This window comes from uncultured Phyllobacterium sp. (assembly GCF_902479695.1).
GTDB classification, from domain to species: domain Bacteria; phylum Pseudomonadota; class Alphaproteobacteria; order Rhizobiales; family Rhizobiaceae; genus Phyllobacterium; species Phyllobacterium calauticae.
Genome location: NZ_CABSQF010000017.1, coordinates 23,332 through 42,779, shown reverse-complemented (window position 1 = coordinate 42,779; position 19,448 = coordinate 23,332). Strand labels below are relative to the sequence as shown.

At 58.4% G+C, this 19,448-nt stretch carries 19 protein-coding genes; 12 read left to right on the top strand and 7 right to left on the bottom strand.

Translation table 11 applies throughout. From position 1 onward, the window contains the following. Nucleotides 1-93 precede the first annotated feature (93 nt). From RDL77_RS12350 to hutH, 8 genes are read left to right on the top strand one after another with little or no spacing between them, the layout of a single operon-like run. On the top strand, nucleotides 94-711 hold the full coding sequence (locus RDL77_RS12350; protein ID WP_288193040.1) for an ABC transporter permease: 618 nt from the start codon (nucleotides 94-96) through the stop codon (nucleotides 709-711). Nucleotides 712-720: 9 nt separating this feature from the next. Beyond that, nucleotides 721-1,362: an ABC transporter permease gene (locus RDL77_RS12345; protein ID WP_223614445.1), complete on the top strand. Its 642-nt coding sequence runs from the start codon at nucleotides 721-723 to the stop codon at nucleotides 1,360-1,362. Then, nucleotides 1,359-2,291: an ABC transporter ATP-binding protein gene (locus tag RDL77_RS12340; protein ID WP_288193039.1), complete on the top strand. Its 933-nt coding sequence runs from the start codon at nucleotides 1,359-1,361 to the stop codon at nucleotides 2,289-2,291. The genes RDL77_RS12345 and RDL77_RS12340 overlap by 4 nt, the downstream gene beginning before the upstream one ends. Before the next feature lie 54 nt (nucleotides 2,292-2,345). Further along, on the top strand, nucleotides 2,346-3,086 hold the full coding sequence (locus RDL77_RS12335; RefSeq protein WP_288193037.1) for a DUF427 domain-containing protein: 741 nt from the start codon (nucleotides 2,346-2,348) through the stop codon (nucleotides 3,084-3,086). Then, nucleotides 3,083-4,060: an LLM class flavin-dependent oxidoreductase gene (locus tag RDL77_RS12330; RefSeq protein WP_288193036.1), complete on the top strand. Its 978-nt coding sequence runs from the start codon at nucleotides 3,083-3,085 to the stop codon at nucleotides 4,058-4,060. The genes RDL77_RS12335 and RDL77_RS12330 overlap by 4 nt, the downstream gene beginning before the upstream one ends. Then, entirely contained in the window at nucleotides 4,057-5,379 is a 1,323-nt protein-coding gene (locus RDL77_RS12325) for an LLM class flavin-dependent oxidoreductase (protein WP_288193034.1), read from the top strand. The genes RDL77_RS12330 and RDL77_RS12325 overlap by 4 nt, the downstream gene beginning before the upstream one ends. A gap of 14 nt (nucleotides 5,380-5,393) precedes the next feature. Continuing rightward, entirely contained in the window at nucleotides 5,394-6,395 is a 1,002-nt protein-coding gene (locus tag RDL77_RS12320) for an ornithine cyclodeaminase family protein (RefSeq protein ID WP_288193033.1), read from the top strand. After that, complete coding sequence (gene hutH, locus RDL77_RS12315; protein WP_288193032.1) at nucleotides 6,392-7,870, top strand: histidine ammonia-lyase; 1,479 nt, start codon at nucleotides 6,392-6,394, stop codon at nucleotides 7,868-7,870. The genes RDL77_RS12320 and hutH overlap by 4 nt, the downstream gene beginning before the upstream one ends. A 26-nt stretch (nucleotides 7,871-7,896) precedes the next feature. On the opposite strand, the gene RDL77_RS12310 is transcribed toward hutH, so the two are convergent. Then, the gene (locus RDL77_RS12310) at nucleotides 7,897-8,892 is read right to left on the bottom strand and encodes a LysR substrate-binding domain-containing protein (protein ID WP_308526400.1); all 996 of its coding nucleotides are present in this window, start codon (nucleotides 8,890-8,892) and stop codon (nucleotides 7,897-7,899) included. Between the two features lie 105 nt (nucleotides 8,893-8,997). On the opposite strand from RDL77_RS12310, the gene RDL77_RS12305 reads away from it, so the two are divergent. From RDL77_RS12305 to RDL77_RS12295, 3 genes are read left to right on the top strand one after another with little or no spacing between them, the layout of a single operon-like run. Next, nucleotides 8,998-10,392 carry an LLM class flavin-dependent oxidoreductase gene (locus RDL77_RS12305; RefSeq protein ID WP_288193031.1) on the top strand — a complete coding sequence of 465 codons (1,395 nt, stop codon included), beginning with the start codon at nucleotides 8,998-9,000 and terminating at the stop codon, nucleotides 10,390-10,392. Further along, complete coding sequence (gene ssuE / locus RDL77_RS12300) at nucleotides 10,389-10,970, top strand: NADPH-dependent FMN reductase (protein ID WP_288193030.1); 582 nt, start codon at nucleotides 10,389-10,391, stop codon at nucleotides 10,968-10,970. Before RDL77_RS12305 ends, ssuE begins: the two co-directional genes overlap by 4 nt. Next, a complete protein-coding gene (locus RDL77_RS12295) occupies nucleotides 10,939-11,154 on the top strand; it encodes a hypothetical protein (protein ID WP_288193029.1) in 216 nt (71 codons plus the stop codon). Before ssuE ends, RDL77_RS12295 begins: the two co-directional genes overlap by 32 nt. Here the strand turns inward: RDL77_RS12295 and RDL77_RS12290 are convergent. The 6 genes from RDL77_RS12290 to RDL77_RS12265 form a co-directional block, all read right to left on the bottom strand. Further along, nucleotides 11,127-12,095, bottom strand: coding sequence for an ABC transporter ATP-binding protein (locus tag RDL77_RS12290; RefSeq protein WP_288193028.1), 969 nt, complete (start codon nucleotides 12,093-12,095; stop codon nucleotides 11,127-11,129). The two genes, RDL77_RS12295 and RDL77_RS12290, sit on opposite strands and share 28 nt — an antisense overlap. Then, nucleotides 12,088-13,068, bottom strand: coding sequence for an ABC transporter ATP-binding protein (locus RDL77_RS12285; protein WP_288193026.1), 981 nt, complete (start codon nucleotides 13,066-13,068; stop codon nucleotides 12,088-12,090). The genes RDL77_RS12290 and RDL77_RS12285 overlap by 8 nt, the downstream gene beginning before the upstream one ends. After that, nucleotides 13,065-13,886: an ABC transporter permease gene (locus RDL77_RS12280; RefSeq protein WP_288193025.1), complete on the bottom strand. Its 822-nt coding sequence runs from the start codon at nucleotides 13,884-13,886 to the stop codon at nucleotides 13,065-13,067. The genes RDL77_RS12285 and RDL77_RS12280 overlap by 4 nt, the downstream gene beginning before the upstream one ends. Nucleotides 13,887-13,891: 5 nt before the next feature. After that, nucleotides 13,892-14,827: an ABC transporter permease gene (locus RDL77_RS12275; protein ID WP_288193024.1), complete on the bottom strand. Its 936-nt coding sequence runs from the start codon at nucleotides 14,825-14,827 to the stop codon at nucleotides 13,892-13,894. Between the two features lie 177 nt (nucleotides 14,828-15,004). After that, entirely contained in the window at nucleotides 15,005-16,606 is a 1,602-nt protein-coding gene (locus RDL77_RS12270) for an ABC transporter substrate-binding protein (RefSeq protein WP_288193023.1), read from the bottom strand. A gap of 44 nt (nucleotides 16,607-16,650) precedes the next feature. Further along, a complete protein-coding gene (locus RDL77_RS12265) occupies nucleotides 16,651-18,282 on the bottom strand; it encodes an amidohydrolase (RefSeq protein ID WP_288193021.1) in 1,632 nt (543 codons plus the stop codon). 252 nt (nucleotides 18,283-18,534) lie between these two features. On the opposite strand from RDL77_RS12265, the gene RDL77_RS12260 reads away from it, so the two are divergent. Then, nucleotides 18,535-19,398, top strand: coding sequence for a protein-L-isoaspartate O-methyltransferase (locus tag RDL77_RS12260; protein ID WP_288193020.1), 864 nt, complete (start codon nucleotides 18,535-18,537; stop codon nucleotides 19,396-19,398). Nucleotides 19,399-19,448 lie beyond the last annotated feature (50 nt).

Here is a 19,448-nt window from a genome sequence, read left to right as displayed (position 1 = left end):
GGCTGACGACTGACCGCCACGTGGACATCCCGGAAACAGCGGAGATAGGATTGTCTCCGCTGTTTCAATTCTGAGCGATATGGAACGACGCATTTGAACTGGGCTCCCAAAAACATTCCGGAAATCCTGGCGGCGACCTGGCAGCACCTTGTGCTGTCGGTTTCATCGGTTCTGATCGGGCTGGTCATCGCACTGATCCTCGGGATCATCTGCGCCCGGCGCCCCCGATTCTATGCCGTCGTCCTGACGATCACCGGCATCATCTTCGTCATCCCCAGCCTTGCTCTGTTCGCGCTGCTCATCCCGTGGCTGGGCCTTGGCACCAAACCGGCGCTGGTTGGCCTGTCCTCCTATTGCCTGCTCATCCTTCTGCGCAATGTGGTGACCGGCCTGCGCGGCGTCCCCGCCGATGTGCTCGATGCGGCCGATGGCATGGGCTACAGCGCCTGGCAGCGGCTCTTGCGCATCGAACTGCCATTGGCCTTGCCGCTTATCGTTTCCGGTATCCGCATCGCGCTGGTGACGGTCATCGGCATCGCCACCGTTGCAGCCTTTATCGACGGCGGCGGGCTCGGAACCATCATCCTCATGGGCATCGACCAGAGCTATACGGAGAAAATCCTCGTTGGCGGTATCCTGACGGCGCTGATGGCGACGTTCTTTGACCTCATTCTGAGCCAGGCTGAAAAAGCCCTGGTTCGCTGGCGTTGAGGGGTGGGCATGCTGATCACCGCCTTCAACTGGATCGTCAACAACCAGCCTGAATTCCTGCGGGCGCTCGGCCAGCATCTGGTCATGTCAGGCGTCTCGCTGGTGTTTGCGTTAGCCATCGGCTTGCCGCTTGCCGTTCTCATCATCAATCGCGGCGGGTTGGCCTTTGCGGTCATCAATTCCATCAATGCGCTGCGCACGATCCCGAGCCTTGCCATTCTTGCCATCATGATGCCGCTGCTCGGTATCGGCCTTTGGCCATCCATCGTCGCGCTGACCGTGCTCGCGCTGCCGCCCATCCTGCTCAATGCCTTTATCGGTCTGCGCGACGTCGATCCCGATGCGGTGGAAGCTGCAATCGGCATGGGCATGAGCCGCGGACAGGTGCTGCGCAAGATTCGCATTCCGCTGGCTGCGCCCGCCATGTTCGCCGGCGCACGCACCGCCGCCGTGCAGGTGCTCGCCGGTGCAACGCTCGCCCCGTTTATCGGCGGCGGCGGCCTTGGCGATTTCATCGCTGTCGGCATCAGCATGATGGACATGTCGCGCCTTCTGGTTGGTGCGGTTCCCATCGCCATCTTGGCGCTGGCAACGGAATTCATTCTCGGCCGGGCCGAAAAAATCTTCTTCGCAGAAAGAACATCCGCATGATCAATATGGAACACGTCACCAAACGCTATGGGGAAGGCAGCGTTGCTTCGGTGGACGATCTCAGCCTGATCGTTCCCGAGGGTTCGACAGTTGCGCTGATCGGACCATCGGGCTGCGGCAAGACCACGACCATGCGGATGATCAACCGGCTGATCGATCCGACCGAAGGCAAGATTATTGTCAACGGCGAAGACGTTACCAAGGTTGATCCGGTGATCCTGCGTCGCCATATCGGGTATGTGATCCAGCAGGTAGGTCTGTTTCCGCATATGACCATCGCCCAGAATATTGCCGCCGTACCTAAGCTGCTTGGCTGGGATGAAGCGCGGATCCGGAGCCGGACCGACGAGCTTCTGCATCTCGTCGGTCTTGATCCGGCCGAAATGCTCAAGCGCTATCCCCGGCAGCTCTCCGGCGGCCAGCGGCAGCGCATCGGCGTGGCGCGGGCGCTTGCGGCCGATCCGCCCGTGCTGCTGATGGATGAACCATTCGGCGCCATCGATCCGATTGCCCGAACCCGTCTGCAGGATGAGTTCCGCCAGATCTTGCAGCGGGTGCGCAAGACGGTGGTACTGGTGACCCATGATCTCGACGAAGCCATCCGTCTGGGTGACCGCATCGCCATCATGAAGAGCGGCCGGATTGTCCAGTATGATACGCCCGATGCGATCCTTTCCCACCCCGTTGACGCATTTGTCGAAAACTTCGTCGGCATAGACCGGGCGATCAAGCGCCTGAGCCTGTTTACTGTCAGCGATGCCATGACGGCGGACAAGCCGCGGGATGGAGCGCACCCCGTCGCTTCCACCAGCAACCTGCGCGATGCGCTGGCACTGATGGTCGCTGCAAACAGCGATGTCCTTGCTGTCATGGATGCTGCCGGTGCCCTCACCGGCCGGTTGACCCGCGATGCGATTTTTTCGGTCTGATCGCATCCCGTCTGATCAGGCCTGCCGATAGAAACTCACCTTTGGAGAGTGCTTATGTCCATCAGCTATCGTTCCCGGGAAGTGCCCGCTGTTTTGATTGAACCGACCTATCGCCGCATCCGCCTGAAGCTGGGTGAAGAGGTGATCGCCGACAGCACGCAGGCCATCGTCGTCTATGAAAATGGTGGTCACCCCGTTTATTACCTGCCGAAATCGGACTTCCGCGCTGATCTTCTCCAGCCGTCGGAAAAGACGGGGGCATCGCCGGTGCTCGGGGCAAGACGCTACTGGTCGCTCAAGGGCGCTGAGGGTAGCGGTTGGAGCTATGAAAACGTGCCGCAGGGCGTGCCTGAACTCGCCGGTTATGCAACGGTGGCGTGGAGCGCCGTGCGCTGGTTTGAGGAAGACGAGGAAATCTTCGGTCATCCACGCAATGTTCACTGGCGGGTCGATACGATCGACAGCAAGCGCCGTGTGGAGGTCTTTGTCGATGGCACGCTGGTTGCCCGCACGAACCGCGCGGTTTTCCTGTTCGAGACCAGTCTGATCCCGCGCTATTATTTTCCCGTGGAAGACCTGATTGCCGGCACGGTGGCGAATAGCGCGCTGCACACCTATTGCCCCTATAAGGGCAGGGCGTCCTACTATCATTTCGATCTCGACGGAAAGCGCCACGAGAACATCATCTGGTATTATCCGGAGCCGCTTCACGAAAGCGGACGGATCAAGGGATTGATCTCGTTCTACAATGAAAAGGTCGATGAAATCCGCGTCAGCGCCGGGGATGCGGAATGATGCATATCGGCCTGTCACTGACGCCATTCGGCCACTATCCGACCGCCTGGCGCGCAAAAGGCGGCCAGCTGGACGCGCTCGATTTCAGTCACATGGCGGCGCAGGTGAAGCAGGCGGAAGCAGGCGGACTGGATTTCGTCCTGCTGGCGGATAGCTTTGGCCAGCGGCCTCATGATGATCTGTCGCCGCTCGCCGTGCCGTTCGAGCCAACCATGCTGGTCTCGGCGCTGGCGACGGCTACGCGCAGGATCGGGTTGATTGCCACCGCAGCTACACACCAGCATGAACCCTATAATCTCGCCCGGCGTTTCGCGTCCCTCGATATGATCGGCGGCGGCCGTGCAGGCTGGAACGTGATCGGTTCCGGTGATCCCGAGCGTGATCGGGAATATCTTGCGGTGGTGTCGGGGCTTTGGGATAGCTGGGAGGATGACGCCTTTGTCTATGACAAGGCGCGGGGACGGTTTTTCGAACCGGACAAAATGCACGTTCTCAACCACAAGGGCGCGCATTTCGCCGTGCGCGGCCCGCTCAATGTCAATCCGTCACCGCAGGGCAGGCCGGTCATCAGCCATGTCCTGACCCCAGGCACGCTCGACATTGCCGCGCGGGCGGATGTGGTTTTCCTGCCGGAGACAACACCGGATACATGGAAAGCACTTGCCGCCAGTCTGGTTGAACACCTTGCGGCGCTTGGACGCCAACGGCAGGATGTCAGGCTTCTCGCGAACATCGTTCCGTCCATCAGCACGGCTGCCGACATTGCCGACCAGATGCAGGAGCAGGCGAAAGCAGCCGGCCTCGATGGATTTGTCCTTCTGCTGCCCAGTGCGCCCGAAGGTGTTGCCAGCTTTGTCGATGAGGTTGTTCCGGAACTTCGGCGGCGCGGCGTGTTCCGCCATGCTTATGACGCCACGACCCTGCGCGGCCATCTCGATCTTCCCCGTCCGGCCCGTCTGGAGCGTGCATCATGAGTGCGGATCAGATGAAACTCGGTGCCTTTCTCATGGCGGGCGGGCATCATATTGCCGCCTGGCGCCATCCCGATGCCCATGCCGATGCCGGGGTCGATATCAGCCATTTCATTCAGCTGGCGCAGACGGCCGAACGGGCAAAATTCGACATGATCTTCATCGAAGACGCTGCGGCCATTCGCGAGCGCAACCCGGAGATTGCCAGTCAGGCGGCGCGCTCGACCAGTTTCGAGCCGCTCAGTCTGCTGGCGTCGCTGGCGGTCAATACCTCCCATATCGGTCTCGTTGCCACGGCTTCCACCACCTATAACGAGCCGTACGGCCTGGCGCGGACATTCGCCGCGCTCGATCAGCTCAGCGGCGGCCGGGCCGGATGGAATCTGGTGACATCCGCCAGCGATCTTGAAGCGGAGAACTTTGTCTCGAGCGGCTTGCGGCCGCATGGCCAGCGTTACGAGCGGGCAGAGGAATTTACCGAAGCTGCCGCCGCCGTCTGGGACAGTGTGGACGATGGCGCCTATATTCTCGACGCGGAGCGGGGCATCTATGCCGATCCGGCTAAATTTCATCCGGTCGATCATCGTGGCACGCATTTCACCGTCACGGGCGTGCTGGACAGCCGGAGATCGCCGCAGGGCAGGCCGCTGATGGTGCAGGCCGGGGCGTCGGATGTCGGCAAGGACCTTGCCGCCCGCACCGCCGACGTGGTGTTTTCCGCAGCCCAGACCATGGGCGAGGCGCAGGCCTTCTATGCCGACGTCAAAGCCCGGCTGGCGAGATTTGGCCGGCAGGCAGACGATCTCAAGATCATGCCCGGTGTTTCGCCCATCGTCGGCGAAACCGCAAGCGAAGCACGGGCGAAATACGATGCGCTGCAGGAACTGATCCCCGATCAGGTCGGTGTGGCGCTGCTGGCGAGCTATCTCAGTCTCAAGGACCTGTCGGCCCATCCGCTCGACGGACCTCTGCCGGACATGCCGCAGACCGATGGCATCCAGAGCCGGCAGCAACTCATCATCGATCTCGGTCGGCGCGAAAATCTGTCCATCCGGCAATTGGCTCGGCATTTCGCCGGTGCGCGCGGCCATTGGCAATTGATCGGTACGCCCGTCCAGATTGCCGACGCGCTGGAAGAGCGGTTTCGCTGCAAGGCGGCGGACGGGTTCAATGTCATGCCGCCGCTCTTTCCCACGGGGCTTGATGATTTTGTGAGACTGGTCGTGCCGGAACTGCAGCGCCGGGGCCTCTTTCGTACGGAATATGAAGGGCGCACCCTGCGGGAAAATCTGGGCGTCAGAACACCGGCCCGTTCGTCATGAGCAGAGAGAACAGCATGAAACCGATCTATATCGACTATCTGAATGCACTCGACATCGAGGCGCTTGCGCTGACCGATGCGGAAATTCTGGCGGCCATCGAGACCTCGCTCGCCGCGCAGGGCAACGGCCAGACCGTGATCGAGCCGCGGGTGCATCTGGAGCCGGATGAATCGTTTCATGGTCATTTCAATGTGTTGCGCGGCTATGTGGCGCCGCTCAATCTGGCAGGCGTCAAGATCGTCGGCGACTTTGTTGATAATTATAAGCTGAACTATCCCTCGGAATTCGGCGTGCTCAATCTGTTCGATCCGCGCACTGGTGCGCCAAAAGCCATTCTGGATGCCACTGTCATTACGGATATGCGGACCGGTGCGATCACCGCTCTCGGTGCAAAACATCTGGCGCGCAGGAATTCCAAGGTGCTCGGCCATATCGGCGCGCGCGGCACCGCCTACTGGAACGTGCGGTTGCTTGATCACCTCTATGACTTCGATGAGATCCGCGTGCATTCGCGCCGCCGGGAAAGCCGCGACGCTTTCGCGAAAAAACTCGCCGATGATCTCGGCAAGCCGATAACCGTTACCGACAACTGGCAGGCATGCGTGGAGGGTGCCGATATCGTGGTCGAGGCATCGCGCCTACCTGAGCCGCAACCGATGCTCAAGACCGAATGGATCAAGCCCGGTGCCTTCGTGGTGCCCTATGGCACGATGAGCGCGGTGGAACTGTCGCTTACCGATATCATGGACAAGCTGGTGGTGGATGACTGGGGCCAGTGCAAAGGCGGCAAATTCGGCTCGCTGCGTGCCCATGTCGAGGCGGGCAAGCTGTCCGAACAGACATTGCATGCGGAACTTGGCCAGATTGTCGCCGGTCACAGGACGGGACGCGAGAACGACGGTGAAACCATCCTGTTCTGGCACAGGGGGCTCTCGCTCAGCGATATCGCGCTTGGCTATGCCATGCTTGAAAAAGCCAAGGCGAACAATATCGGCCAGAGGCTGCGGTTCGCATGAACACGCTCGTTCTCACGGGTTCAGGCGTCACCATCGCTGATATTGCTGCCGTTGCGCGCAAGGATGTTACCGTCAGTGCGACGTCCGATGTATTGACCCGGTTGGTCCGGGCCAGAGCCGTACTCGATGCGGCTGCTGCTTCCGGGCAGCATATCTATGGCCTGAACACGGGGCTTGGCGCCAATCTCCAGACAGCGGTTGTCGATGAAACGGGCCAGTTCCAGCAGCAGCTGGTGCGCGGACGGGGTGCGGGTGTCGGTCCAGTGCTGCCGCGCGACGAAACCCGTGCTGTCATGGCGGCGCGCCTGTCCATGCTGGCGGTCGGCGGTTCCGGCCTATCGCCTGAAGTCTTTGCCGATCTGCTGGCACTCATCAATCACAAGGTGCACCCGCTTGTTCCATCCATCGGGTCGATCGGTGCGGGTGATCTTGTCCTGCTGTCTCCCATTGCCCAGACCCTGATCGGCGAGGGGCAGGCCGAATATGAAGGCGCGGTATTCACCTCCGCCGAAGCCCTGTCAAAGGCCGGTCTGCGACCCTCCACACTTGGTCCGAAGGACGGGCTGTCGCTTCTCAACGCTTCGGCAGTCTCGGTGGGGAAGGGCGCGCTGGCCGTAGCCGATACCGATGTTTTGCTCGACTATCAGCGACAGGCTGCTGCGCTCAGTTTCGAGGGGCTTGGCGGCAACCCGTTGATTCTCCACCCGGCCATCCAGCAGGCACGCCCTGCGGCCGGACAAGTGCTGGAAGCGGAAAGGCTCCTTGCCCGTCTCGAAGGCTCGTCGCTGCATGAAGCGCGTGCGGCCATTCAGGACCCGCTCAGCCTGCGCTGTGCCGCATCGATCCACGGTGCACTGGCGTATGCGCTGGATGCAGCCAGGGAGGCTGTGGAGATTGAGCTGAACGCGGCAGCTGACAATCCGCTGGTGCTTGTCCATGAGAACAGGGTGCTCTCGACGGGCAATTTCCACACGCCGTCCCTGGCACTGGCGTTTGAAACCCTTGGACTTGCTATCGCCCAGACTGCGCTGGCCAGCGCGGCCCGGTTCATTCAATTGACCGGATCGGACCGCAATGGCCTGCCGCGTTACCTTTCATCAGTCGGCGGAGCATCCGCCGGTTTTGTCCCGCTGCAGAAGACGGTTGCGGCGCTTGTCGGCGCGATCCGCCATAAGGCAAATCCGGTGTTGCTGGATTTCCTGCCCGTATCCGAAGGGGTAGAAGATCACGCCACCCAGACACTTCTGGCGGTGGCCAAGTGCGCCGATATGCTCGATCTCTGGCGGCATCTTGTTGCCTGCGAGATGCTGGCCGGGGCGCAGGCAGTTGATCTGCGTGCAGGCCATCGCTGCGGCCGGGGTACGCAAGAGACCCATGATCTCGTACGATCCATTGCCGCGCTGCTCGTGGAAGATCGTCCGCTCGGACCTGACGTGTCCCGCCTTGCGGAGCGTCTGCGGGATATCGGCGCGTGAGGCAGCTGAAGCTGTTGGCCGCCGAGTTACCGCTGAACCTTGGAAGCCAACAGCATTGGCGCGTTTACACAACGCAGGCATTCATCAATGAACCATGATTTGAAAGCCGCAACAACGGAACGTTGTGCACTTCTGCGCGGGGTGGTGATGCAATAGGGGCTGGCTAGTTCGAGCACGTGATTGCAGGCAACGACCAGTTCGCCCGCTTCTACCTGGCGGGCACAGAACAACCCCTGCGCCAGCGTTATGCCCAGCCCGCCACGCGCCAGGTCAAGCGCCGCCATGGACGAGTTGGCTGTCATTCCATGCTGGATATGGCGGCCCGGCGTCACGCCGGCGGATGCGAACCAGTTCCGCCATGACGGAAAGGAAGCCCCGGCAGGACCCCAATCGGTGTGGATCAAGGGGACGGACAGCAAATTTTCCGGAGAGGCCATCGGGCCATGTCCGGTCAGGAAGCGCGGCGAGCACACCGGATAGACTGCATCGGTGCCGATCGCTTCGGTGACATGTTCCGGGTAATGAAAGGCGCCATAGGACAAGCGCATGTCGATAAGGTCGCGGTCGAATGGCGCCGGATCATCTTCACCCCTGAGGGAGATATCGACCGGACCATGGATATTGACGAATCCCGGCAGACGCGAGGAAAGCCAGCCCATGGCAACGGATGGTGCCACCGACACCACCAGAGAGGATCGCTGATTGCCGCTGCCGAGCTCACGCGCCACGCTCCGGAGTTCATTGAAGGCATTGGCAAGCCGCGGAAAAATCTCCACACCCGCCTCGGTCAGCACGACACGCCGATTAATACGATGAAACAACTGGCGCCCGACCTGATCCTCGAGCGTGCGAATGAGCTGACTGACTGCCGCGGCCGAAATCGCCAGTTCTTCGGACGCAGCGACAAAGCTTCCACAACGGGCGGCGGCTTCGACCGCCTGCAAGCCGCGCAAAGAGGGGATACCTGTCATCCTGACGCTCCAAAAAAGATAAGGTGAGCTTATCTTTTTTGCAGAAATCATCTCTTTTGGAAAGGGAAAGCCTCGCTTACTTTAACCGGCAGCGTAGGAGACAGCCATTCCGGGGCAAGCGCGATCAACGAAACACCTGCCAAAGGAAGGCCCGCCATGCCGCGCCGACAGATGATTTTAGCTGCCTTCTTCTTCAATCCCCAGGGAGATCATCGCTTGTCATGGCGGCATCCGCGTGCACCCGGCCGCGAGTTTCTCGATCTGGATTATTACCGCCGATTGGTCGAAGCAGCGGAGCGGGCCAAGCTTGATACGATCTTCATCGCCGACCATCTCGGCGTCTGGGATACCTATGGCAGCGGGCTGGCGCATTATGCCAATCCCAGACTGGAACCTTTATCGCTGGTATCGGCTCTATCTGCTGTCACCAAGGACATCGGCTTCATGGTGACAGCGTCGAGTTCCTATAACGAGCCATTCAACACCGCCCGCATGTTTGCTTCGATGGACCATATCAGCAGGGGCCGGGTCGCATGGAACGTGGTGACATCGGCGCTGGAAGAAGAGGCCGCCAACTTTGGCCTCGATGCCAATATCGAACATGCGGTTCGCTATGAGCGTGCCGCCGAGTTCCTTGATGTGGCCAAAGCCTTGTGGGACAGCTGGGAAGACGACGCGCTTGTCATCGACAAGGCAACCGGCCTCTTTGCCCATCGCGAATACGTCCATTATCTCGACCATCGGGGAAAGCATTTCAAGGTAAAAGGGCCGCTCAACGTGCCGCGACCGCCGCAGGGCCATCCGGTGATCGTCCAGGCCGGGTCGTCCGATGCGGGCAGGAACCTGGCCGCGGCGCATGCGGACGTGCATTTTGCCATCATTCGCAGCGAGGCGGAAGGACTAAGCTATCGCGCGGACATCAACAACCGCCTGGCGAAACACGGGCGCTCGCCGGAAAGCCTGAAGCTTCTGCCGGGTATCCTGCCAATCGTCGGCGCCTCAGCATCCGAGGCGCAGGAAAAACAGGACTATCTCGAGACATTGATGCTCGATGAAGTCGCCGTCGATCTCCTTTCCAGTTGGGCAGGGGTGGATTTGTCCCTCTATCCGCTCGATGGGCCAATACCGGATCTGCCTGACGAGGGCACGTTCAATGGCTGGCGCACCTGGCTCGCGCTCGTCAAGGACGACGCGAACAAGGGCCTTTCCATACGCCAGCTCGCCCGCAAGATCGCCAATACCGGCTCGGTTCCGCTCGTTGCGGGGACCCATTCGCAAGTCGCCGATCAGCTGGAGGCCTGGTTCGTCTCGGGAGCGGCCGACGGGTATAACCTGATGTTTCCGCTGCTGCCGGAGGATTGGCTGAATTTCATGCAGACCGTGGTGCCGGAATTGCAAAGGCGCGGCTTATTCAGAACCGAGTACGAGCCCGGCACCTTGCGCGACCGTCTGGGGCTCGCGCGTCCGCAGAATGCATTTGCTGCTCGTCGCGAAGCAATCGCAGGCGAGCCAGATCCCATTCGGGCCGCAAAAGGCGGAGTTCGACCATGAGCAGCCGGAAAGTTCTGGCGATATCCGCAAGCCTTTCCGCCACGTCCAAGACTGCAAGGGTCGTCGAGGCGGTCCTGGACGAATTGCGCGGACAGAAAATCGAGACGGAACACGTCGTTCTGCGGCATCTCGATCCCGGCGCTTTGCTGTCAGCCGACGTCCAGGCTCCGTCGGTGGCGTCTTTCCTGGAAAAGGTTGCCGCTGCGCATGGTCTGATCATCGCTACGCCAATCTACAAGGCATCGTTTTCGGGTCTGTTGAAAGCGGGCCTGGACGTGCTCCCGCAGTTTGCACTGGCTGGAAAGGTTATCCTGCCGCTTGGCACCGGCGGCAGCCTCGCCCATGTCCTGGCGCTTGATTACGGTCTGCGCCCGGTGTTTCAGTCGATGGGCGCGCGCCATGTCGTCCAGTCGCATTACGTGTGTGAGAGCGATTTTCCCAAAGCCGGTGAAATGATATCGCTGCTCGACCCGCTTTGGGCCGCACTTCGTCACGCCTGCGATAACTTCATTTATTCCCTGACAGATGATGAAAGGGCTGCAATGCTTGGACATCCGCGCGGCCGTACCGTTGCGTAACTGGCAAAGAATTCAGACCACGCTGTCGCGGGAAGATATCGAAACTGACTATCAACGTGTCGGCCAGCCGCTTTGCGGCTATGTGTTGCCGCGCGAACAGAAAGGTGTGCCGATCATCGGCTCGACCGATCTGGCATGCCAAGCGTTTTGGTCCGGTTATCTGGCTATGAAGCGAACCTTGTGATCGTCCCCAACCGTGAGGAATTCCGTGGGGGGCGGTGACTGATAGACGTCATGTGTGCCGATTTCCTCGGGGTAATAGGAAAAGCCTGACAGGGGCGGCGGCTGCATGTCCTTGCGGGTCATGTCCTCCTGGCGGATGATCGTGAACGGATCCGGAATGGCTGCGAGCAGGCGGCGCGTATAGGGATGGACCGGATTGGCGAAAATGCTTTGCCACGGACCTTCCTCAACGATCTGGCCAAAATACATCACGGCGACCCGGTCACTCATATGTTCAACAACACTCAGGTCATGACTGATCATGATGTAAGACAGGTCCAGCCGTTCTTTAAGGTCCAAAAGCAGATTGATAATCTGCGCCCTGATGGACACGTCAAGCGCGGAAACCGGCTCATCCAGAACAATGACTTTCGGGTCGAGGATCAATGCGCGGGCAATCCCGATGCGCTGACGTTGACCGCCCGAAAATTCATGCGGATAGCGCTTCGCCTGCTCCGGTTTCAATCCCACCATTTTCAGGGTCGTCGCAATACGGTCTTCGACTTCACCTTTGTTGCGCAACCCATGCAGCCTCAGCGGCCCAGCAAGGGCTGCGTGAATTGTCTGGCGTGGATTGAGCGACGCATAGGGGTCTTGAAACACCATTTGAGCCATGCGTGCGCGTTGCATGCGTCCCGGCTGGGCAGCGCCGGTGATAGGCTTTCCATCAAAGGAAATGCTGCCATGCGTGGGGTGCTGCAAACCCAGTATTGTCAGTGCCAGGGTAGATTTGCCGCAGCCCGATTCACCGACAATGGACAGGCATTGGTTCTTGTGAAGGCTGAGGCTGAGATTATTGATTGCCCGCACAGCTTGATGCGAATGACGGAACAATCCCGCTGAAACCGGGAAGCACACGCTCAGATTTTCAATTTGCAACAGAGGTTGGGTTTGATCAGCCATGATGGTAACACCTCACAAAGCTATCGTCCCCGAGAACGGATGGGCCCGGCACTGCGTCGCGGCAGATTGGCGAGGCGCGCGTACAGCGTGGTTCAAAACGGCAACCGGTTGGAAAAGCGGCAATCGATGGCACGATTCCTTCGATTTCCTGCAAAGGTTTGCGCTCGTTCAGTTTGCGCTGCCCCAACACCGGTAGTGAAGCGAGCAGGCCATGCGTGTAAGGGTGAGCCGGATGGCGGAAGAGATCGGCGACTGCCCGTTCTTCAACGAGATGGCCCGCATACATGATGCCAACACGCTGGCACATTTTCGCGATAACGCCCAGGTCGTGACTGATCATCAGAACTGATGTACCGCGTTGATCGCAGAGTTCCTGCATCAGTTTGAGAATTTCCGCCTGAACGGTGACGTCGAGCGCGGTCGTGGGTTCGTCGGCAATCAGCAGGTCGGGATGGCAGGCCAATGCAATTGCAATCATCACGCGCTGGCGCATGCCGCCTGACATCTGGTGCGGATAGTTCTTGATGCGCTTGTCAGGAGCTGGCACTTGAACCTGTGCCAGTGCGGCGATCGCCTTGCGTTCTGCCTCGTGCCAGGTCGAACCCTGATGCAAGACGAACATTTCGGCAATCTGCCGTCCGACGGTCGCCAGTGGATTGAGCGCGGTCATCGGCTCCTGAAAAATCATGGAGATTCGATTGCCGCGCAGTCTGCGCAGCTCGCTGCCGTTCATCTTCAGAAGGTTCTGGCCCTTGAACAGGATTTCACCCTGTCCAACTGCAAGCGGCCTGTTGAGAAGACCTATCAGCGACAAAGCGGTTATACTCTTGCCACATCCGCTTTCGCCGACAAGTCCGAATGTCTCGCCGGCACCGATCGAAAAAGAAACGTTTTCAACGACATTCAGTCGTTCTTGTCCAGAACGCATATCAATATGCAGATTCCTGACCTCAAGCAAAGGGGGAGCGCTCATGCCTTGCGTGTCCTCATATGCGGATCGAGGTAGTCGCGCAGACCATCTCCAAACAGATTGAGGCCGAGCACGGTCAAAAATATAGCGATCCCCGGGAATATGGCTGCCCAGGGTGCGACGGCGATCAATTCGCGTGCATCCGTCAGCATGCTGCCCCAACTGGGGAAGGGCGGTCTGATGCCGAGTCCCAGATAGGAAAGCGCTGCTTCGGCAAGAATGGCATCACCCATGCCAAGCGTCCCGATCACGAGGATGGGGCCGATCATATTGGGCAGGATCTGTGTGATCATGATGCGGATATCACTATAGCCAAGCGTTTTGGCAGCTTGCACATAGCCCTGGCTCTTCAGCGACAGCGCTGACGAGCGTGCAATCCGGCAGGTCCATGACCAGTTGGTCAGTCCAAGTGCGATCAGCAAACTGCCGAGGCCAGGACCGAGAATGGCCATAATCGCCAGCGCAAAAATCAGTGAGGGGATCGACAGCATCACATTGGTAAGCCCGCTGACGAATTCATCCCATCTGCCGCCGATATAGCCAGCGGATATGCCAAACAGCAGGCCTATGCAGCTGTTGATCAGCTGCGAAACGACACCGACCGTCAGCGATACACGGGACCCATAAAGAACCCTGCTGAACACATCGCGGCCTTGCGAGTCGGTTCCGAACCAGAAATCGGCATTCGGGGGCAATTCCGCATTCATCAAATTGGCATCAAGGATCGGATCGTGATGCACGAACAAAGGTGCAAACACGCCCAGCGTCAGGATAATCAGGCAGATGGCGCCACCGAAGAGGAGGTTGAAACGCAGTCGCATATCCGTCACCCGTGGCTGATACGCGGGTCGATGACCGCGTAAAGAACATCGACAACCGTATTGATGATCAAAAACCACAATACAATCATGAGGATGGCACCCTGCACCACGGGTATATCCCGCATGGAAACACTGTCGACGAGAAGGGAACCAAGGCCAGGCCATGAGAAAAGTTTCTCGATCACCACGGCCTGTCCCATCAAAGAGCCGAATTGCAGTCCAACCGTGGTGATGATCAACACGAGCGCATTGCGCATCAGATGCCATGTGACGAGACGATAGGCATTCATGCCCTTCGAGCGGGCGGTGCGAATGAAGTCCGCGCTCATCACGTCGAGAACCGCCGCCCGCGTGGTCCGGGCAAGCAGCGCCAGGGGCGCCACGCTGAGCGTCACGGCCGGCAGGATCAGATTGCGTATTCCACCATCGCCATAACCGAAACTCGGCAGCCAGCCCAATGTGAGTGCAAAGACATACATAGCCAGCAGCCCCAACCAGAACTGCGGTAGCGACAGGCCCGAAACGGCTGCAATCATCGTGGCCGTGTCCAGAAGGCTCCCGGGTTTGAGCGCCGCGACGAACCCAAGCGGCACGCCAATGAGGATGGCGATCGCCATTGCAGCGATGGCCAGTTTCATGGTTGGCCATGCCCGTTCCAGCAACATATGCGTGACGGGTTGGCGCGTTCGGAAAGACTGTCCGAGATCGAGTTGCACGAGATTGACGACGTAGCTACCGAACCGCTGATAGACGGGCTTGTCCAGTCCGAATTCCTTGTTCATCTGTTCGACGACTTTCGGATCATTGCGCCCCTTGCCATCAGCGATCAGGCTTGATGTGAAGCTGCCCGGTATCACGCTGAAAATCACAAAGATCAGCAAAGATACCGCCAGAATGGTCGGTATCATCTGCAGAACTCGCCGAATGATAAATCGAAGCAACGGATACATGTCCTTTCGTTCGGATGGCGGTCGCGTCTGCCTTGGCCGGTATAGTGGCCCCGATACGCCCCTCACGCCGCTTGATGTTGGGAGATGAGGATGCGTGCACAGCGCTTCACGCGAGATGAAAAGGCTGACCCGCCGTCATGTCGTTGACGGCGGGCAGGTACCGTTGCTTCAGCGGCCCGATGGGGCGCCGTCGTCTACCCAGAGTTGTTCATAAGACTGGATGGCAAGCTCCGCCGAGTTTGGCTGCAAACCATGCAGCCAGGGCTGATAGGCCATTACCGCCTTGTTGTAATTGAAGAACCAGCCGGGGGCCTCATCCTGCAGCAGATTATTCGCCTGGCGCAAAAGATCATTCTTCTGCTCTTCCGTCGGCGCGCTCAATGCTGCCTCATACAGTTTGTCAAAGTCCTTGTTGTTGAACTTGTAATAATTGCAGGCTGACTGTGAGGTCTTTGAATAGAAGCACTGCATTGCCGTCATTGGATCAGGACCGCTTTCCAGGGACCACATGAAGGACTGGAAATCACCGGCTGGGACCACCTCGGACAAAACAGCTGCTTCAACCGGTTTGGCTTTGACTTTGATGCCGACTTTGTCGAGCATCGGAATAATCGCTTCGACGATGGTCAAACCCCAGCTTTCATTCTGGGTGGCTGTCAGTTCAAACTCAAATCCATCGGGATAGCCGGCTTCCTTCAAAAGCGCCTTGGCTTTCTCGGGATCATAAGGATAGGGTTTGGCGGCTTTATCGAAGGCGGGTGAGGAAAGCGGCAACCAGCTCACTGCGCGATAGGCCTTATCCTTACCCAGACGCTTGATGATCAGATCGGAATCGATCGCATAGTTGATCGCCTGGCGGACCCGCTTATCCTGAAACGGCTTGAAATCCACGTTGAAGCCGACGAGGCGCGTATAGACCTCGGCCACTTCCAAGATATTCTTCGACAGTTCCGGATCATTCTTATAGGCAACATACTGCGCCGGTCCGAGCACGGAGACATCGACCTCCTTGTTGCGGAAAGCGACGTCGCGCGCCGAGGCTTCGCCCATGATCATGATGTTGATCCTATCGGCATGAGGCTTGTCAGTTCCGTAGAACTTGTCCCATTTTTCAACGGTCAGACGTGAGCCCGGAATATATTCGGCGAACTTATAAGGTCCAAGGCCGATCGGATGGCTCTTGAAACTGTCCTTGTCGGCTTCACCTGACGGATAGATCACCGTGCTTGGCTGCATGAGCTGGAACGCCGGATTGACGGGTTCATTGAAGGTGATTTCCAGCGTGAAATCGTCGATCTTCTTCAAGCCGGCAATATCCTTTGCCTTGCCGTCGGAATAGTCACTTGCACCCTTGATTGCGCCGATGTACCGCGCGCCCGTATAGGCCTTGCCGGGCGTCATGATGCGCTTGTAGCTGTCGATGATATCATCGGCAGTCATCTTCTTGTCATTGTGGAAAAATGCGTCCTGACGCAGCTTGAACGTGTAAGTCAGACGATCAGCCGAAGCACTGACATCGGTTGCCAGATCCAGCACCGGCTTGTTGGCATTGCCGTCCCATGCATAAAGTCGTCTGTGAATGGCCTTGGTGACAAACTCATCCTGTGTTGCCGGGCTCGCCTGGTTATCAAGCGTGCCAAAGCTTGAACCATAGGGAGCAACGAAATTAATCGTGCCGCCTTTGCGTGGTTCTTCCGCGGATGCTGACATCGCCACACCGGCAAGCAGCACGGCAGCCAGAGTTGATTGGAGCACGAACCGTTTGTACATTGAGTGTTTCCCCCTGTTATGATTATGCACGGCATTGGTAGGTTCTAATCTCGCGTGAAAACGATTTCCCCGCCTCTCAAGGTCATATTGCACTGGGTTTCGTGCAGGATTTCTTCCGGTGTCGCGGTCAACAGATTGCGTGAGAAGATCGCGATATCAGCAACCTGCCCGGGTACCAAACGACCCTTGATGTGTTCCTGTTTTTGGGAGAAAGCCCCATATTCGGTATAAACGCGCAGCGCATCTTCGATGGAAACGGATTGTGCTGCATCCATCACCGTCCCTTTCCAGGTTTTGCGCGTCAGCATCGTGTACAAATTCGGAAACGGGTCGGGATGACAGACCGGGCTGTCGCTGCCTGTGGCAGGCTTGAAACCGAGATTGGCCCACGTCTTCAACGGATAGCTGGAGTGGCTGCGTTCAACACCCAGAACCGAAATATAGGCATCACCGAAATCATAGATGAAAACCTGCTGGGGGCAGGGATAGATGCCTGCGTTCTGCATGCGATCATGCTGTGAGGAGGTTGAAAATCCGCAATGTTCGATCCGATGTCGACGGTTTGGATCAGGTGTGGCAGCAAGCGCCTTTTCATAAGCTGTAATCAGCTGTTCTATGGCCTGATCGCCGATGGCATGGCAGGCAAGTTGGTAACCCTTGTTGTGGGTATCCATGACAAGATCCTGTAGTTCAGCATCTGGCAGCATCTGAATGCCGATATTGTTATCGTCCCCGAGATAGGGTTTGGACATCCAGGCCGTACGCCCGCCCGCGGAACCGTCCAGGAAAATCTTGACGGCGCCAATGGTCAGCATGTCATCGCCAACCCCCGAGACAAGCCCGGCGCGATAACAGTCGGGCACGATCGATTTGCCGGGGTCGCCAAGCAAAACCAGCCAGCTGCGAACCGGTAGCCGATCATCGCGCCGCGCAATCTGATAGGCGCGAATTTCGTTGAAGCCGGCAACGTGCCCCACCGCAGCATCCATGACCGATGTGATGCCATAGGAGAGCAGCATTTTCCCGGCTGTTTCGATCGCTTCGATCAATTGGTTTTCATCGGGATCTGGAATGGCAGCACGCAGAACGTCCTGGGCATTTTCAGCGACCATACCGGTCAAGGCACCATTTTTCTGTTCGATCATGCCTCCCGACGGAGCGGCATAGGCTTCGTCGACACCCGCCTTGGCGAAAGCTACGGAATTGAAGATTGAAACATGACCACAGGCCCGCGTCAGCATGACCGGATGGTCGGGCGCCACCTGATCCAGCTCCGATTTCAAGGGGTGGCGGCCCGTATCCAGCTTGGTCTGGTCATAGCCGCGCGCCAGAATCCATTCGCCCTTGGGAAGGCTGGCAGCTTTGGCTCCGATTGCGCCAAGCAGAGCGTCAAGTGTCGGAAGCTTAGCCGGCGTTGCATCGATCCATTGGAGTGTCAAGCCGGTAGAAATCAAATGCAGATGCGCATCGTTAAGGCCGGGCGTTGCGAATGCTCCGTGGAGATCGACGAGCTTCGTGTGCGTGCCTTGCAGTTCCAGCATTTCAGCGGATGAGCCTGTTGCAAGGATCTTGCCTTGCCATATGGCCAGCGCTTCAACGGCGCCTTCTTCGTATCCGCACCAGATGTTACCATTGTGCAAAATGCTGTCTGCAGCGACCAGTTTTGGTGGAGTCATGAAGCACGGTTCCCGTCATGCTTGTGTTTTTTTAAAGACTTCCATCATCTCAAATGGATTGCAAGCTACGGAAACCACATTATTTTTCATCGAATTGATATGCTGGCTGTTGATTGATAAACAGATCGACGACATGGGCGTCGATCTGCCGAAACAGTTGTATCAAGGCCAAAGTCTAACTCACGCAACGTCATTGGGTTTGGGAATGTTGCTCGTTAGGATTACTCTTCCAATCAACGGGGTATTTTGCTCATGACACCTGACGAACTGAAGATAGTACGGCGCGCCTATGCGATGCAGATCGCAGCTGCTGCAGGGATCGCGGACGAACCCGTAGAGGACGCATTTGCGACCGTGCCGCGAGAGGATTATCTGGGGCCGGGACCGTGGCCCGTCCTACGTTGGCAGGAAGCCTATACTCCAACGCCCACCGCCGATCCGGTTTATCTCTACACCGACAGTCTTGTTGGAATTCTGCCTGAACGGCATATCAACAACGGGCAACCCTCGCTGCATGCTTTCCTTCTTTCACAGAGCGCGTCGCGGGAAGGCGAACACATCGTGCATGTGGGCGCGGGCGTTGGCTATTATTCTGCGATTATGGCGCAACTCGTTGGTCCATCCGGCAAGGTGACCGCGATTGAATATGACCCGGAACTTGCTGAAAGGGCCCGCGCAAACCTTGCCGGGTATTCGAACGTTTGCGTGATACAGGGCGATGGAGGCAAAGTTGACTTCGAATCCGCCGACCTGATCTATGTCAACGCGGGCGCTACCAAACCCGCAGATATCTGGCTCGACCGCCTCAAGGAAGGCGGAAGGCTGATCCTTCCGCTCACGACCGAAAAGGGTTTCAGTAGCGATTGGAGCAAAATACAACTCCACGGTGCCGTCTTTCTGATAACGCGCGAAGCAGAGACGTTTTGGGCCAGGTGGATATCACCGGTGGCGATCTTCCCATGCGAGGGGATGCGCGATGCAGCATCAGAAAAAGCGCTCGCGAGAGCCTTTGAGAGCGGCGACTATAAGCGGGTCGCTCGCCTCTATCGCACCGACGACATACCAACTGAACTCTGCTGGCTGCGGGCTCCAGGCTGGTCGCTTACCTACGGTTGAGAGCCGGTTTCGAGCAAGAATGCATTTTCCAATAGCCCATTGCGCCGGAC